Source organism: Lentzea kristufekii, from assembly GCF_033949925.1.
In the GTDB taxonomy this organism is placed as follows: domain Bacteria; phylum Actinomycetota; class Actinomycetes; order Mycobacteriales; family Pseudonocardiaceae; genus Lentzea; species Lentzea kristufekii.
Genome location: NZ_JAXAVV010000006.1, coordinates 317,065 through 332,006, shown reverse-complemented (window position 1 = coordinate 332,006; position 14,942 = coordinate 317,065). Strand labels below are relative to the sequence as shown.

Annotated in this window: 12 protein-coding genes; 6 read left to right on the top strand and 6 right to left on the bottom strand. The window is 71.5% G+C overall.

The genetic code is table 11. The features are described from left to right. Positions 1 to 7 precede the first annotated feature (7 nt). Positions 8 to 412 (top strand): DUF7144 family membrane protein, encoded by a 405-nt coding sequence (locus SK571_RS15395; RefSeq protein WP_319984744.1) that lies wholly within the window; start codon positions 8 to 10, stop codon positions 410 to 412. Then, positions 412 to 1,419 (top strand): AI-2E family transporter, encoded by a 1,008-nt coding sequence (locus tag SK571_RS15390; RefSeq protein ID WP_319984743.1) that lies wholly within the window; start codon positions 412 to 414, stop codon positions 1,417 to 1,419. The genes SK571_RS15395 and SK571_RS15390 overlap by 1 nt, the downstream gene beginning before the upstream one ends. Here SK571_RS15390 and SK571_RS15385 read toward each other — a convergent pair. Together SK571_RS15385 and SK571_RS15380 are read right to left on the bottom strand one after the other, a co-directional pair. Next, positions 1,381 to 2,829 carry an alpha-amylase family glycosyl hydrolase gene (locus SK571_RS15385; protein WP_319984742.1) on the bottom strand — a complete coding sequence of 483 codons (1,449 nt, stop codon included), beginning with the start codon at positions 2,827 to 2,829 and terminating at the stop codon, positions 1,381 to 1,383. The two genes, SK571_RS15390 and SK571_RS15385, sit on opposite strands and share 39 nt — an antisense overlap. After that, positions 2,826 to 5,459: an MGH1-like glycoside hydrolase domain-containing protein gene (locus SK571_RS15380; protein ID WP_319984741.1), complete on the bottom strand. Its 2,634-nt coding sequence runs from the start codon at positions 5,457 to 5,459 to the stop codon at positions 2,826 to 2,828. Before SK571_RS15380 ends, SK571_RS15385 begins: the two co-directional genes overlap by 4 nt. A 124-nt stretch (positions 5,460 to 5,583) precedes the next feature. Between SK571_RS15380 and SK571_RS15375 the strand changes: the two genes are divergently transcribed. Continuing rightward, the gene (locus SK571_RS15375) at positions 5,584 to 6,423 is read left to right on the top strand and encodes a patatin-like phospholipase family protein (protein ID WP_319984740.1); all 840 of its coding nucleotides are present in this window, start codon (positions 5,584 to 5,586) and stop codon (positions 6,421 to 6,423) included. Here SK571_RS15375 and SK571_RS15370 read toward each other — a convergent pair. The 3 genes from SK571_RS15370 to SK571_RS15360 all read right to left on the bottom strand — a co-directional run bounded on the left by SK571_RS15370 (position 6,413) and on the right by SK571_RS15360 (position 9,663). After that, entirely contained in the window at positions 6,413 to 7,321 is a 909-nt protein-coding gene (locus SK571_RS15370) for a universal stress protein (RefSeq protein ID WP_319984739.1), read from the bottom strand. The two genes, SK571_RS15375 and SK571_RS15370, sit on opposite strands and share 11 nt — an antisense overlap. A 94-nt stretch (positions 7,322 to 7,415) precedes the next feature. Then, positions 7,416 to 8,243: a class II glutamine amidotransferase gene (locus SK571_RS15365; protein WP_319984738.1), complete on the bottom strand. Its 828-nt coding sequence runs from the start codon at positions 8,241 to 8,243 to the stop codon at positions 7,416 to 7,418. A gap of 22 nt (positions 8,244 to 8,265) precedes the next feature. Further along, positions 8,266 to 9,663: a DUF2252 domain-containing protein gene (locus SK571_RS15360; protein ID WP_319984737.1), complete on the bottom strand. Its 1,398-nt coding sequence runs from the start codon at positions 9,661 to 9,663 to the stop codon at positions 8,266 to 8,268. Between the two features lie 158 nt (positions 9,664 to 9,821). Here SK571_RS15360 and SK571_RS15355 point away from each other — a divergent pair, with 158 nt between their 5' ends. The 3 genes from SK571_RS15355 to SK571_RS15345 are packed head-to-tail and all read left to right on the top strand — an operon-like array spanning position 9,822 to position 13,089. Next, entirely contained in the window at positions 9,822 to 11,201 is a 1,380-nt protein-coding gene (locus SK571_RS15355) for an MFS transporter (RefSeq protein WP_319984736.1), read from the top strand. 5 nt (positions 11,202 to 11,206) lie between these two features. Further along, on the top strand, positions 11,207 to 12,538 hold the full coding sequence (locus SK571_RS15350) for a hypothetical protein (protein WP_319984735.1): 1,332 nt from the start codon (positions 11,207 to 11,209) through the stop codon (positions 12,536 to 12,538). A gap of 59 nt (positions 12,539 to 12,597) precedes the next feature. After that, positions 12,598 to 13,089 carry a hypothetical protein gene (locus SK571_RS15345; protein ID WP_319984734.1) on the top strand — a complete coding sequence of 164 codons (492 nt, stop codon included), beginning with the start codon at positions 12,598 to 12,600 and terminating at the stop codon, positions 13,087 to 13,089. Positions 13,090 to 13,548: 459 nt separating this feature from the next. Here SK571_RS15345 and SK571_RS15340 read toward each other — a convergent pair whose 3' ends face one another. After that, a complete protein-coding gene (locus tag SK571_RS15340) occupies positions 13,549 to 14,850 on the bottom strand; it encodes a diacylglycerol/lipid kinase family protein (RefSeq protein ID WP_319984733.1) in 1,302 nt (433 codons plus the stop codon). Positions 14,851 to 14,942 lie beyond the last annotated feature (92 nt).

The following is a 14,942-nucleotide window of genomic DNA, read 5'->3' as shown; positions in this document are numbered from 1 at the left end:
AGGCACGATGCAGGACACAGGCTGGCTCGGCTGGATCTGGTTCGCGGGCATCATGATGATCGTCATGGGGGCGTTCAACGCCATCGAAGGGCTCGTCGGGTTGTTCCGCGGCGAGTACTACGTCGCCAACGGCGAGCAGGTGATCGTCTTCGACCTCACCACCTGGGGCTGGATCACCCTGCTGCTCGGCGTGCTGGTGGCGCTCTCGGGCGCCGCGCTGCTCTCCGGAGCGGCGTGGGCCAGGGTGGTCACGGTGGTGCTCGCCGTGGTGAACGCGGTGGCACAACTCGCATTCGTCTCGGTGCACCCGCTGTGGTCCACGATCGTCATCACTTTGTGCGTGGTGGTGATCTGGGCCGTGGTGGTGCACGGCAACGAAGCAGCGGCGACGCTCGAGTCGTCATCTCGTTGATGCCCCGTGCAGTGACGATTCTGCTCGGCGCCGCGTCGGCGGTGGTCGTGGTCGCCGGGGTGAAGGCGATCGCGTGGCTGGTGGCGCCCACCGTGCTGGCGGGGCTGATCGTGATCGCGATCAGCCCCGCGCACCGGTGGTTGCGCGGACGCGGGGCGCCGTCGTGGCTCGCGACCACGGCCGTCGTGGTGCTGGTGTACTCGGTGCTGGCCGTGATCGCGGTGACGGTGGTGGTGTCCGCTGTGCGCCTCGCCGGGATGCTGCCCGAGTACGCGGACCACCACCTGGTGCGGCAGGCGGAGCACGTGATCGCCGGCCTGGACCGGGGCAGGGTGCTCGCTTCGCTCGGGGGACTGCTCACCGACCTCACCGGGCTCACCACGAGCCTGGTGTTCCTGTTGGCGCTGCTGCTGTTCCTCGGCGTCGAGGTGCACTGGACCGACAGCAGGCTGGCGGAGATCGCGAAGCAGCGCCCGCACATGACCGTGGCGTTGCGGGAGTTCGCCCGCCGCACCCGGCGCTACCTGCTGGTGACGACGGTGTTCGGTGCGGTGGTGGCGGTGCTGGGCGTGGCGGCGCTGGCGCTGCTGGGCGTGCCGCTCGCCCTGCTTTGGGGCGTGTTGTCCTTCGTCACCAACTACGTTCCCACCATCGGGTTCCTGCTCGGGGTGCTGCCGCCCGCAGCGCTCGCTTTGCTGCAGCAGGGTCCGCGCCGTGCACTCGCGGTGCTGGCCGTGTACGGGCTGCTGAACTTCGTGGTGCAGTCACTGGTGCAACCCCGCTACACCGGCGACGCCGCCGGGTTGTCGACGACCACGACGTTCCTGTCGCTGGCGTTCTGGGCGTGGGTGCTGGGACCGCTCGGCGCGCTGCTGGCGGTGCCGCTGACCGTGCTGGTGAAGGTGCTGCTGGTCGACGCGGATCCGCGTGCGGGCTGGGCTGCCGCCCTGCTCCGCACGCGGACCGGATCACATCGCCGACAGCACGTGGAAACCCCACGGGGGTAGTGAGACGAAAAGACCCTCGGCGGTGAGGTCGCGGTCGTAGACCTCACCGCCGAGCAGGTCGGTGAACCGCCAGGGCCGCGGTTGCCAGTCGAGCGCGACCCGGCCCTGTGCGGGCGCATCGGAGAAGTTGACCACCACGACGTGCCGGGACCCGTTGATCTCGATCCACTCCCACGCGAGCAGCGAGCGGTGCGACTGGTTGTCCGGCCAGCCTTCCGTGTCGAGCAGGAACCACTCGCCGAGCCGGATCCGGTGGTCCCGCACCGTCGCGAGCAGGCGCCGGTACCAGACGGCGAGGTCGTGGTCGGGCTGCTCGTCCGGGCGGCGGGCGAGGAACACCGGCGGCCGGACCGTCCTGCCCTCGAACTGGCCCTCGTGCCACAGTGTCGCGCCCGGCAGCGTGGCGATGACGACCGCGGCCGCCCTCGCGGCGTCCGGTGGGAGCGTGGCCGCGAGCCGTGGCTCGTCCTGGTTCTCCAGGAACCGCACCAGCCCCGCCTGGTAGTCGGGATCGGCACGCAGGTGCGCGCGCACCCCTTCGACGTTCCGGGAGACGAGCCGGTCGTAGAGGCGTTTGTCGTAGCAGAAGGCGAAACCCTGCTGCTGCAACGTCCATTCCATGTCCCAGTACGCCTCGGCGATCAGCACGGTGCCCGCGTCCTGGTCGCGCAGGCCGGCGACGACCTCCGGCCAGAACTCCCGTTCCGGCGCCTCGCGGCCCCAGGTGCGGGCGAAGACGTCGTTGGTCATCAGCATCGCCATGTCGCACCGGATGCCGTCGCAGCGGGCCGCGATGCCGGCGAGCGTCACCGTCGTCGCGGCCCGCAGGGCGGGGGAGAAGGCGTCGAGCTGCGCGACGTCCGGCCACGGCGGGAAGTACGGGTCCCGTCCGCGCGCGAAGATGTGTTCGCTGATCGCGAGCCAGTGCTCGGGGTTCTCCGCGTAGTCGTCCACGTCGCCGCGGATGAAGTACTCCGGGTGGTCGGTCACCCACGGGTGGTCCGGTGCCACGTGGTTCGGCACGTGGTCGAGCACCAGCCGCACCCCGCGCGACGCGAGCTGCGCCCGTGCCGTCGCGAGCGCCTCGTCGCCGCCGAACTGGTCGGCCACCACGTAGCGCCGCACGCAGTAGGGCGACCCGCTCACGTCCTGCGGTCGCAGGTCCGGGAGCGCGGCGTGGAACGAGGCCCGCAACCCGGTGCGCGCGTTGGCGAGCGCCAGCCCGGTCGTGCTGCGTTCCCAGACGCCCATGAGCCACACCGCGTCGACGCCGGCCGGTGTCACGGCCTGCCAGGCGGCGGCGGGCACGTCGGCGAGCGTGATCGGACGCCCGGCGGCCCGGGAGAGCTCGCCCAGCCACACGGCCGTGTTGATCTCGTAGATGACGGGCTGGTCCGGCCATCCGCTCATCGCACGCCCTCCCTCGTGGGCAGCCGGGTGAGCAGCGCCACGAGCGCCGTCCAGCCGGTCTGGTGGCTCGCGCCGATGCCCGCTCCGTTGTCGCCGTGGAAGTACTCGTAGAACAGCGGCAGGTCCCGCCAGTGCGGGTCGTCCCGGTACCGCGTCTGTCCACCGTGGACCGGACGGCGCCCGTCCCGGTCGCGCAGGAAGGTCGCGAGCAGCCGGTCGCCGATCTCGCGTGCCACCTCCTCGAGCGTGAGGTGCCGACCTGATCCGGTCGGGCATTCGACGGTGAACCCGTCGCCGTAGTAGGTGTGCAGGTGCAGCAGCGCGCGGACGACCATCGCGTTGATCGGGAACCACACCGGGCCGCGCCAGTTGGAATTGCCGCCGAACATTGCGCTGTCCGACTCCGCGGGCTGGTACCCGACGCGGTGCTCGGCGCCGTCCACCGTCAGCACGTACGGGTGCTCGGCGTGCCACTTCGACAGCGACCGGATCCCGTGCGGCCCCAGGAACTCGCGTTCGTCGAGCACCTTGGCCAGGATGCGGCGCAGGCGGCTCTCGTCGAACAGCGCGAACAGCACGGGCCCGTGGCCGTCGGTCTGCGTGCCGTGGCCCCACAGCGAGGCCCGCACCGCCGGGTGCCGGTCCAGGAACTCCCGCATCCCGCCGACGAGTCCGGGGTGGTCCTGCCGCAGCTCGGCGCCGACCACGGTCGCGGCGGCGAGCGGGATCAGCCCGACGGCCGACCGGACGCGCAACGGCGTCGACGTGCCGTCCGGACGTCGCAGCACGTCGTGGAAGAAGCCGTCCTCCTCGTCCCACAGCCCGGTGCCGACGTGGTTCGTCGCCGCCGCGATCCACGCGAGGTTCTCCAGCAACGTCGCGGCGTGCTCCAGGTACGACGAGTCCTCGCGGGCCAGTTCGAGCGCGATCTGCAGGAGGTTCTGGCAGAACAGCGCCATCCACGCCGTGCCGTCCGCCTGGTCGATCCGCCCGCCGGTCGGCAACGGCGCGTTGCGGTCGAACACGCCGATGTTGTCCAGTCCGAGAAAACCGCCCTGGAACAGGTTGCGGCCGTCGGCGTCCTTGCGGTTGAGCCACCAGCCGAAGTTGCGCAGGAGCGGTGGGAACACCCGCTTCAGGAACGCCCGGTCACCGATCCCGGTGGTGTCGCGGTCGTACTGGTAGACGAACCAGGCCGCCCAGGCGTGCACCGGCGGGTTGACGTCGGAGAAGTTCCACTCGTAGGCGGGCAGCTGGCCGTTCGGGTGCAGGTAACGGCGGCTGAGCAGGAGCTCCACCTGCCGTTTCGCGGCCGCCGGGTCGACGACCGCGAGCGGCACGGCGTGGAACGCGAGGTCCCACGCGGCGAACCAGGGGTACTCCCACTTGTCCGGCATGACGACGACGTCCCCGGCCGCCAGATGTCGCCAGTCCTCGTTGGGCAGACCGGCCGGTGCGCCGAGCGGGTCCGCGCCGCGTTCGGTGAGCCAGCGTTCGACGTCGAGCCCGTAGTACTGCCGCGACCACAGCAGCCCGGCCAGCGCCTGCCGGCAGACGAGCCGTTCGTCGCTCGCCGGATCGCCGCCCAGCACCTCGTCGTAGAAGTCGTCGGCCTCCTCGCGGCGAACCGAGATCACGTTGTCGAACCCGGCGAACGGCCTGTCGGTGCCCGTGGCCGTGAACCGCACGCGGACGGTTTCGCTGCCACCCGCGGGAATCCTGAGCACGTGGTGAGCGGCGGCCTTCGTCCCCACCCCGTCGGGAGCGAGCGCTTCGAGGTCTCCGCGCAGCACAGCGCGTTCGACGCCGTCCTTGACGTACGGGCTGGTGTTGGGAACGCCGAACACCTGCTCGTCGTCCGTCTCGTTCCCGGTCACCAGCAGCGGTACCTGCTGCTCGACGTACCACCACCAGACCCCGAGCTCGGGGTGCGCGGCCCGCACCGTGCCCGTGCCCAGCGTGTGCAGGGAGGGTTCGGTGGTGCCCGCCCACGACCACGTGTGCCGGAACCACAGCGTCGGCAACAGGTGCAGCGTGGCCTCGTCGGGCCCGCGGTTGTGCGCGGTGACCCGCATCAGGACGTCGTCGGGTGCCGCCTTGGCGTACTCCACGACCACGTCGAAGTAGCGGTCGTCGTCGAAGACGCCGGTGTCGAGGAGCTCGTACTCCGGTTCGTGACGGCCGCGCTGCCCGTTGGTGGCGACCAGGTCCCCGTAGGGGAAGGCCCGCTGCGGGTACTTGTAGAGCATCCGCTGGTACGACGAGCTGGGCGTGGCGTCGAGGTAGAAGTAGCACTCCTTGACGTCCTCGCCGTGGTTGCCCTCGCCGTTGGTCAGGCCGAACAGCCGTTCCTTGAGCATCGGGTCGGTCCCGTTCCACAGGGCCAGTGCCAGGCACACCCGCTGCCGGTCGTCGCAGAAGCCCGCGAGGCCGTCCTCTCCCCAGCGGTAGGCGCGGTAGCGCGCCTGGTCGTGGGTGAACGAAGTCCACGCGTCGTCACCGTTCGACCCCTCCCGCACCGTGCCCCACTGCCGTTCCGCGAGGTACGGCCCCCAGCGCCGCCACTCGTCCGCCTCTCGCAGCCTTTCCTTCTCCGCACCGACCACGTCGTCCCGCCTTTCGCTCGGCACACCAGGTGATCACCAGGCTGGTGGCGGGCGGCGCACGGCGGGTCACCCGGCGCGGGTGGTTCGGCCGCGGACGCCGGGCGACTGGCCCCTCGTGAGCCGGCCCGGCCGGCGGCAGAATGCGGCGGTGAAGACCGCGTTCGTGTTGGCCGGCGGCGGCAGCCTCGGCGCGGTCGAGGTGGGCATGCTCTCGGCGCTCGCGGACGAGAGCATCCAGCCCGACCTGGTCGTCGGCACCTCAGTCGGTGCCGTCAACGGAGTCTGGTACGCGACCCACCCGGGACCCGAGGGGGTCCTCGCCCTCACGGACCTGTGGACGTCGTTGTCCCGAAACGACGTCTTCCCGATCCGGCCGGTGCGCGGCCTCCTCGGTGTGCTCGGGCTGAGCGACCACCTCGTGCCCAGCACGGCGTTGCGGCGCCTGCTGCGGGCCCACCTCTCCGGCACCACGCTCGAGAACACGCCGGTGCCCGCGCACGTCGGCGCGACGGACGTGTTGTCCGGGGAGGAGGTGCTGCTCTCCGAAGGCGACGCGGTGGACGCGCTGATGGCGAGCACCGCGATTCCGGCGGTGTTCCCGCCGGTCTCGCTCGGGGGCAGGTACCTGATGGACGGCGGCGCGGTGAACAACAACCCCGTGTCGCACGCGGTGGCGCTGGGCGCCGACCGGGTGTGGGTGCTGCCGACCGGCTACGCGTGCGATCTCGAACGGCCACCGCGCAGCGCCCTGGCGATGGCGCTGCACGCGTTGACGTTGCTGGTGAACCACCGGCTCGCGGTGGACGTCGAACGCTACCGGGACGAGGTCGACCTCCGGGTGGTGCCGCCGTTGTGCCCCTTGAGCGTCTCACCCGCGGACTTCAGCCGGTCCCGCGAGCTCATCGACGCCGCTCACGAGAGCACCGTCGACTGGCTCGCGGCCGGCCGGACAGGCGGGCCCGGTCTCACCCACCCGGTCACCCGGTGATGCGTTCCCGGCAGTCCTGAACCGAACCGCGCCGGCTCTCCGAAGTCACGATCACCAACGGACACGGCGCGTGCGAGACGAGAGCCTGGCTCGTCGAGCCGAGCAACATGCCGTCGAACCCGCCGCGCCCATGACTGCCCACCACCAGGAGCTGTGCCTCGGCGCCGTACCTCATGAGCGCCCGCACCGGGCGGTCCCGCGGCAACGCGCGCTCCACTCGCACGTCCGGGTACCGGGCCTGCCACCGGGCGAGCACCTCGAGGTCGTCGCCCTCCGCCGCGTCCCTCGCCGCGGCGAACCGCGCCGTGCGGTAAGCGCTCTCCACGGTGAAACCGGGCTGGCACAGGACCACCGTGAGCCGGGCGTCGCGCAGCGACGCGGCCTCGAAGGCGAACGCCAGCGCGGCTTCGCTGGTCGGGGAACCGTCGTGGCCCACCACGATCGGGCCGTCGGTCGCCGCGAGACCGCGCACGACCACCAGCGGGCACTCCCCGTGCGAGGCGAGTGCGGCCGCTGTCGACCCGACCAGCAGGCCGCGGACGTTGCCCATGCCCTCCGCCCCGATCACCAGCAGCCGCGCGTGCCGGGACTCCTCGATCAGCAGGCTCGTCGCGCCACCGCTGAGCGGTTCCGCCGAGATCTCCACGTCCGGCCCCGCGGCGCGGGCGGCCGCGGTGGCCTCGGTCAGGCACGCCCCTGCCCGCTCCTCGGCCGCGCGCCGGACGTCGTCGCCCGTGCCGGCGGACGGGAGGTGTCCTGCGGCGGGCAACGAGAACGCGTGCACCAGCCGCAGCGGGGCGTCGCGCCGGGCGCACTCGTCGGCGGCCCACATGACCGCGGCGAGCGCTGACGACGAGCCGTCGACACCGGCCACCACTGGTGCGGCGGGTTCCATCATCTTGGTTCCTCCCCTTCGACCTCGGACGTGCGGGCACAACACTCCGGACGGGTCGTCCCCGCCGCATCACCCGGAGCGGGCGAAGCCGGTGCGGTCAGCGGCGAGGCCGGAACGGGCGGAGTTCCTCGACCCCGCCCCGCGCGACGAGACAGGTCGACTCGGGCACCTCGCGCCAGGCACCGTGCAGGTCGCCCAGCGGTTCCGACACCACGAGCCGGGTGTCGGGGGACAGCGAGTGCAGTGTCGGGTTGTCCGGGTACTGGTGCCGCAACGTGGTGATGTCGGTGCTGTGGAACAGGCTGCGCGAGCGGCCTTCGCTGGAGTAGCGGAAGGCCCAGGTGGTCTCCCCGTCGGTCGTGGCGACCGTCATCTGGATCGGGTGCGCCACGCCGTGTTTGGCGCCGATCGCCTCGACGAACCCGACGGTGCGGGCGACGGCGAGGGGAGGGTCCTGCTCCAGGCCGAAGGTCAGTGCGAGGTGGAAGAGGATCTCGGAGTCCGTCGAGCCCTCGATCTCGGGGTAGAGCGACGGGTCGATCGCCAGCGCGAGTTCCCTGTGCACCAAAGGGAACGCGGCGATGAGCCCGTTGTGCATCCACAACCGGCGGCCGTGCCGGAAGGGGTGGCAGTTGGTCTGCTGGATCGCCGTGCCGGTGGACGCGCGGACGTGCGCGAAGACGACACCGGACGAGGTCTGCGCCGCCAGCTCGCGCAGGTTCCGGTCGTTCCAGGCGGGTTCCGTGCTGAGGAACAGACCCGGCGTCGGCGCGTTCGCGTACCAGCCGACGCCGAAGCCGTCACCGTTGGTGGTCTCCACCCCCAGCCGCGAGTGCCTGCTCTGGGTGACGAGCGAGTTCGCCGGAACGTAGAGGAGCTCCTCCAACAGGACCGGGGAACCGGAGTACGCGAGCCATCGGCACATGCCTGTTCTCCCAAGGGGTTCATCAAAGTCCACTCTGGACTGATATGCGTCCGGTCCGTGCCGCCTGCGCCAGGAGCCGGTAGTCCTGTTCGTTGCGGTCCGCGTAGCTCTCGGCGAACTCGGCGAGCGCGACGTCGAAGGCCTTGCCTCCGTCGAGGTACGCGGCCATCGCGATCCGGTCGCCGGTGCGCGCGTGTGCTCTGGCCAGCGTCCACCCGCACAGCCCGCCGTACAGCCGCAGTCCTGCCTCGTCCATCGTCTCGACCGAGGCCGAGCCCTTCCAGTCGCGCAGCTGCCGGACGTAGAAGTCCCGGGTGAGGCCGTCGATGCCTTCGGCGGTCTCCCAGCCGAGGAAGATGTCGCCGACGGCCTGCATCAGCCGCTGCCCGGCCACGACCCGCTCGCCCTCGCTGCGGTGGTGCGCGCGCGGACGACCGGGCAGGTGGTCCGCGAGGACCGACCGCGACGCCTCCTTCACCTGCAGCAGCAACGGATCGTTCTCGTCACGCCCGTGCAGCAGCACGATCCAGCACCGGGTCCCCACGCTGCCGACACCGACGACCTTGCGCGCCATGTCGACGAACCGGAACCCGCTCAGCAGATGACGCCGGTCGGGGGACAGGGTGGTGGCGTAGCTCGCGAGCAGGTCCTGGATCAGGAACTCCAGGTCTTCCCGGTCCGTGTCGGGCAGCAGGTCACCGACCGGCACGAGCAGGGGCGGGTCGGCGGTGATGCGGCGACGCCCGCCGACGACGGAGGTGAGCTTGCGGTAGGCCTGCAGGCTGTCCCGCGCACGGGCCTTCGCCTGCTCACGCGCGAAACGGTGCTGTTTGGCCTTGTCCGCGTGAGCTTTGAGGAGGATCTTCACGTCCTCGGCAGCGGCGTGGGTGTACCACACCTCGAGATCACCCTGCTCCGCGAAGCGGGCCATCGCCGACCGGTACCGGCCCGCCGCGGCGCGCACGACGTTCTCCCGCGCCTTGCGCCCCAGCCCGATCTGGCGTCCGGCGACGGCCAGGCTGGCCGCGAGGCGCTTGACGTCCCACTCCCACGGACCGGGCAGCGTCTCGTCGAAGTCGTTGAGGTCGAACACGAGCCGCCGCTCCGGGGAGGCGAAGACCCCGAAGTTGCCGATGTGCGCGTCCCCGCTGAGCTGACAGGTCAGGCCGGAGCACGGACTGACGGCGAGATCCGCCGCCATCACCGACGCCGCGCCGCGGAAGAACGCGAACGGGGAGGCCAGCATCCGGCCGTACCGGATGGGAACCAGCTCCGGCACCCGTGCGTCGTCCTGCGCGGCCAGCACCTCCACCGGGTCGAGCCGGTCCCCGTCCTGCGGCATCAGCATCAGGGCGTCGAGCGGAACGTCCTTGCGAGCGGCGAGACCCTTGGCGGTCCTCGCGGCCACTGAACCGGTCATCGCGCACCTCCCCGGCGACGGAACCGGTCGCTCCGGTCCACTTGCGACGCAACACCGTCGTGATCGCCGGCGCACCACCCGCCGCGGGGGAGAGCCGGTGCGGTGCCTCATCCGCGGCGCGTGAAGCTGCTCGGACGCGGCCGCTGGAGTCTGCTCGGGTGGACTCCAACGCCTTGCGCACAGTGCTCGTCCCACTCGCCCTCGCCCAGTTCATCTGCAGCTTCGCCGGCTCCAACATGAACGTGATGATCAACGACATCGGCCGCGACCTGGACACCACCGTCCAGGGGGTCCAGCTCGCGATCACGATCTTCCTGCTGGTCATGGCGGCGCTGATGATCCCCGGCGGCAAGCTGACCGACCGCTACGGCCGCAAGAGATGTCTCACCGCGGGCCTGGCGATCTACGGCGTCGGCGCCGTGCTGAGCGCGTTCGCGCCCGGCCTGCCCGTCCTGATCCTGGGCAACTCGATCCTCGAGGGAGTCGGCACCGCGTTGCTGATCCCGCCCGTCTACATCCTCGCGACGATGCTGTTCACCGGCGTCACCGCGCGGGCCCGCGCGTTCGGCGCGATCAACGGCATGGCGGGCATCGGCGCCGCCACCGGTCCGTTGATCGGCGGGCTCATCACGACGGCGCTCAGCTGGAGAGTGGCCTTCCTGTTCCAGGCGCTGGTCGTCGTGGTGATCCTCGTGCTGAGCCGCCGGTACGTCCGGGATCCGCGGCCACCGGACCCCACCCGCCCGTTCGACGTCCGGGGCGCGGTGCTGTCGTCCACCGGGCTCGTCCTGATCGTGTCGGGTGTGCTGGCCGCGGACGACAACCTGTGGCTGATGGCAGGACTGATCGTCGCCGGTGTCTTCACGCTCGTGTGGTTCTTCCACTCGGTGCGCGCCAAGGAACGCGCGGGTGTCGAACCGTTGCTGTCGACCGCGCTCTTCCGCAGCCGCACCTCGAACCTCGGCCTGGTCACGCAGAACCTGCAGTGGCTCGTGCTCATGGGCGTCTCGTTCGTGGTGTCGGCGTACCTGCAGGTGGTGCGCGGCTACAACGCGATCGAGACGGGCCTGATCCTCACGGCGGCGACGGCGGGCGTGCTGCTCGCGTCGCTGTCGGCCGAGCGCCTCGCACGACGGCATGCCCAGCGCAGCCTCGTGCTGACCGGTTTCGCCGTCACGGTCACGGGCATCGCGCTCTTCCTCGCGTTGCTCGCCTTCTCGCCGCAGGTGTGGACCTTCCTGCCGGGCCTCTTCCTGATCGGGCTCGGCATCGGCGCCATGCTGACCCCGTCGGTGAACGTCGTGCAGTCGAGCTTCCCGGACGCCCTGCAAGGCGAGATTTCGGGTTTGTCCCGCAGCGTGTCCAACCTCGGGTCCTCACTCGGCGCCGCGATCGCGGGCACGATCCTCGTCGCCGGCATCACCAGAACACCCGAACGCGCGTACGCGCTGGCGATGGTCGTGCTGGCGCTGGTCGCGCTCGGCGGCATGGTGGTCGCCTCGTTCCTGCCGCGCACCACGACGAGCGCGGCGCGGTGAGCGGGATGACGAACGACCCCGGCGAACTGCCCCGGCTGCGGGCGGAGGTGTACGCGCTGCAGGCACGGCTCGACCGCCGGCAGCGGCGCGCGGCCACGGTGTCGATGCTGCGCCGAGCCGGTGCCGCCGTCCTGACAGCGGTGACGGCGTTCGCGCTCGTGATGAGCGTCGTCGGCGTCTGGAGCGCGCGCACCGCGCTCAACACCGACCGGTGGGTCGCCACGGTCGCGCCGTTGCCCAAAGACCCGGAGGTCGCCGCCGCGGTGGCGGACTTCGCGACCGTCAAGCTCTTCGAGGCCGTCGACGTCGAACAGCGGTTGCGCGCGGTGCTGCCCGAACAGGCCGCGTTCGTCGCCGGGCCACTGGCGAGCCAGCTCCACGCCCCGGTGCGCGCCACGGCGACCAAAGTGCTGGGCAGCGACCAGTTCCAGCGCGTCTGGACCGAGCTCAACCGGCGCGCCCACCACCGCGCACTCGCCATCGTCGAGGGTGACAGCGACGTCGTCGTCGCCCAGCAGGACCGGGTCGACATCGACCTGCTGCCGCTGATCAACGAGGTGCTCCGGACGCTCAGCGCACAGCTGCCGACCCTGTTCGGCAAGCAGCTCTCGCTGCCGGACCTCAGCAGCGGTGAGATCCCCGCGGATCTGCGCGTCCGGGTGCAGGACTCGCTCGGCGTCACGTTGCCGGCGAACTTCGCGCAGTTCACCATCTACGACTCCGGGCAGCTGTGGGCGGCTCAGCAGGCCGTGGTCACGGCCAAGCGAAGTCTCGTCCTGTTCCTGCTCGGCACTCTTGTGCTGCTCGCGCTCGCACTGCTCGTCTCGCCCGGTCGCCGGCGCACGCTGCTGCAACTCGGCCTGTGGCTGGTCGTGGCCGCCGTGGTGGTCACGGTGGCGCTGCGCGCGGTCCGGCAACAGATCCTCCAGAACGTGCCGGATGGGCTGTACCGCGACGGCGCCGCGGACGTCGTGACGACGGTCTTCAGCCAGCTGCGCACACGCGGCTGGCAGAGGATCTGGACCGGCGCGCTGCTCGCCCTGCTGATGTACCTGGTCGGACCCGGCCGCGGACCGGTGTGGCTGCGCGCCCGGACCGTCGCCGTCTGGCGCGCGATCCGCAGCGGTGCCGTGACGGGCGGGCGGGCACTGGCCGCGCACGGCCCGAGCTGGACCGCACGGCACCTCGACGCCGTGCGCGTGGGTGGCGTCGCTGTCGCGGTCGTGCTCGCGTTGCTGATCTCTTCGTGGCCTGCCCTGCTGTCGATCGTGGTGCTGCTGGTGGTCTACGAGCTGCTGGTGACCGCTCTCGCCTGGAGTTCCACCCGAAGCGGATGAGGTGACCGGGATCCGCGCGCCGTGACGATGAGACGACTGATCGAGTCAAGGAGGGTTTTATGGCCATCGGGCCGATTCAACTGATCGTGCTCGGCTTCACCCACCCGGACTTCCGCGGTGAGGTGATCGCCGAACTGGAGAAGCTGCGCAAGACCGACACCATCCGCGTGATCGACGCTCTGGCCGTCCACAAGGACCCGCAGGGTGCCATCGCGGTCGAGCACCTGAGCAACCTGTCGCCAGGAGAAGCCGTCGAGCTGGGCAGCCAGATCGGCGCGCTGATCGGCCTCGGCGCGGCGGGACAGGAGGGCGCGCGGGCCGGTGCGGTCGCGGGAGCCGAGTCGGCGGAGGAGAAGGGAGGAGTCCACCCGCTCAGCGACGCGGACGCGTGGGACGTGCTCGCCGAGATTCCCGACGACAGCGCGGCGGCACTGTTGCTCATCGAGCACCACTGGGCCGTGCCGCTGCGCGACGCCGTCGCCGTGCTCAGGGTTTTCGCGTCTCCGACGGCTTCATCAGTCCCCTGGACCTGGTCGCGATCGGTCTGGTGAGCGCGGAGGAGGCCCGGCAACTGCACGACCTGGAGTCAGCAGGCTCGACGCCCTGAGGAGGCAGAGATGTTCGGGTCACGCCGCGTGGCCCGCCGCACCGCACGACGCACGGTGCGGCGGAAGACCGCAGTTCCGGGGATGTTCAGGTCACGCCGGATGGCCCGGCGCCGCTAGGGCCTGTATCGAAGTCTGATCCGCGACAGCCGGGCCCGAGGCGGCCCCTGGCGGCACGGCCGGACGACCCACATACAACACCGGTATGCGGGCCGTCCGGCCGCACCACCAGAAACCACCTCAAGCGCAGCTCTCATCGAACCAGACTTCGATACAGGCCCTAGTGCCCTGAGCCGTCGCCCAAGACTCGCTCGTCGCTGAGCCGCACGCGGGGCGCCTTCGTGCTCTTGTGCGGTACGAAAGGGCCCCGCGTGCGGCACGAACAGCGGCGGATCTCCGGGGCCGCTAGGACAGGGCCAGCTCGCGCAGCCGCTTCCAGCCCAGCTCGGGCCGGGGCGGCCGCACACCGGGCCGGTGGCGCGGCACCCGCACCCGCAGCGCCCGCGGCCTGACCGCACACCGCACGGGAGTCGCCATCGTGACCGCCTCGCCGTCGACACCGACGGGCAACGACAGCGTGTCCGCCGTGATGACGACCTCCGTGGCGGTCCGCAGGTACACCGCGTCCGACCGCCGCCGGCCACGCAGCAGGCCGGCGGCGTCCGCCGCGTTGCGCACCGTCACGGCGAGCACGCCCAGCGCACCGCTGTCCAGCCGCGGCCTGCGCCCCAGCCCCGCCAGGTCGCCCGACCCGTACGGGTTGTTGCTGACCAGCACCGCCTGCGCCCCGGCCAGCCAGTCCCCGCCCGCCCGCAGGCACAACGTCGCCGCCCGCGGCCCGACCAGAAGACCGGGCAGCAGCCCCAGCGCCGTCCGCGTCTTGCCGTTGCGATAGGCGGGGCTCTGCACGACCTCGGCGTACGCGCCGAACGACGCGTTGTTGACGAAGACGCGATCCCCGGCCGTGCAGAGGTCTATCCGCACCTCGACGCCGTCGGTGAGCGCGTCGAGGCAGCGGCGGGGGTCGTCCCGGTCCAGGCCGAGGTCGAGCGCGAAGTGGTTGCGGGTGCCCGCCGAGATGACCATGAAGGGCACCCCGAGTTCCGCCGCGACGCCCGCCACGACCGCCTGGGTGCCGTCACCCCCGGCCACGCCGAGCAGGTCGGCACCGTCGTCGACGGCCCGCCGGGCGAGCACGGCGGCGTTCTGCGACCCGTCGAGCACGCAGACCTCCGCGCCGAGCCCGCGGGCCAGTTCCGGGAGCCCGAACCGCCCGGTCTTCCCGCCACCGGACCTCGGGTTCATGATCAGATACGGCCGCCGCGGTGGTGGCACCTCGGACTCGGCCGGACGGCGTTTTCCCGCGCCCGCGGTGAGAGCGCGCCGTCCGCAGGCCAGTGCGACCGACCACAGCAGGGCGCACACCACGACCACCCACACCAGGCGCGCCTGCACGTACAGGACGGTCACGGCCAGCGGCGCGAGCAGCACCAGCGTCCCGGCGAGCCACCGCAGGACACCGCGGTGTGCGAGGAACCACCAGGCACCCGCCAATGCGATCGCCGTTCCCGCCCCGCCGACCAGCACCAGTCCGACGCCGGCGCGCACACCGGCCGCCACCAGCACGACCGCCACGGCCGCTCCTGCGGCCAGGAAAGCGAGCCTGGCCAGCCGTCGTCGTCCCGGCGGCACTGTCACATCGGTCACGGCATCCTCCAAAGTGGAATGTCCGTCCAGCCTGGCCCCGCACCTGCGCACGCGGCCTCACCCCGGGCGGATGAACGGGCCGGGCGGGCTCA

What these genes read in the sequence shown, in the direction of transcription:
- SK571_RS15395 (WP_319984744.1), top strand. Translation starts at nt 8, where the DNA reads ATGCAGGACACAGGCTGGCTCGGCTGGATCTGGTTCGCGGGCATCATG.
- SK571_RS15390 (WP_319984743.1), top strand. Translation starts at nt 412, where the DNA reads ATGCCCCGTGCAGTGACGATTCTGCTCGGCGCCGCGTCGGCGGTGGTC.
- SK571_RS15385 (WP_319984742.1), bottom strand. Translation starts at nt 2,829, where the DNA reads ATGAGCGGATGGCCGGACCAGCCCGTCATCTACGAGATCAACACGGCC.
- SK571_RS15370 (WP_319984739.1), bottom strand. Translation starts at nt 7,321, where the DNA reads ATGATGGAACCCGCCGCACCAGTGGTGGCCGGTGTCGACGGCTCGTCG.
- SK571_RS15365 (WP_319984738.1), bottom strand. Translation starts at nt 8,243, where the DNA reads ATGTGCCGATGGCTCGCGTACTCCGGTTCCCCGGTCCTGTTGGAGGAG.
- SK571_RS15360 (WP_319984737.1), bottom strand. Translation starts at nt 9,663, where the DNA reads ATGACCGGTTCAGTGGCCGCGAGGACCGCCAAGGGTCTCGCCGCTCGC.
- SK571_RS15350 (WP_319984735.1), top strand. Translation starts at nt 11,207, where the DNA reads ATGACGAACGACCCCGGCGAACTGCCCCGGCTGCGGGCGGAGGTGTAC.
- SK571_RS15345 (WP_319984734.1), top strand. Translation starts at nt 12,598, where the DNA reads ATGGCCATCGGGCCGATTCAACTGATCGTGCTCGGCTTCACCCACCCG.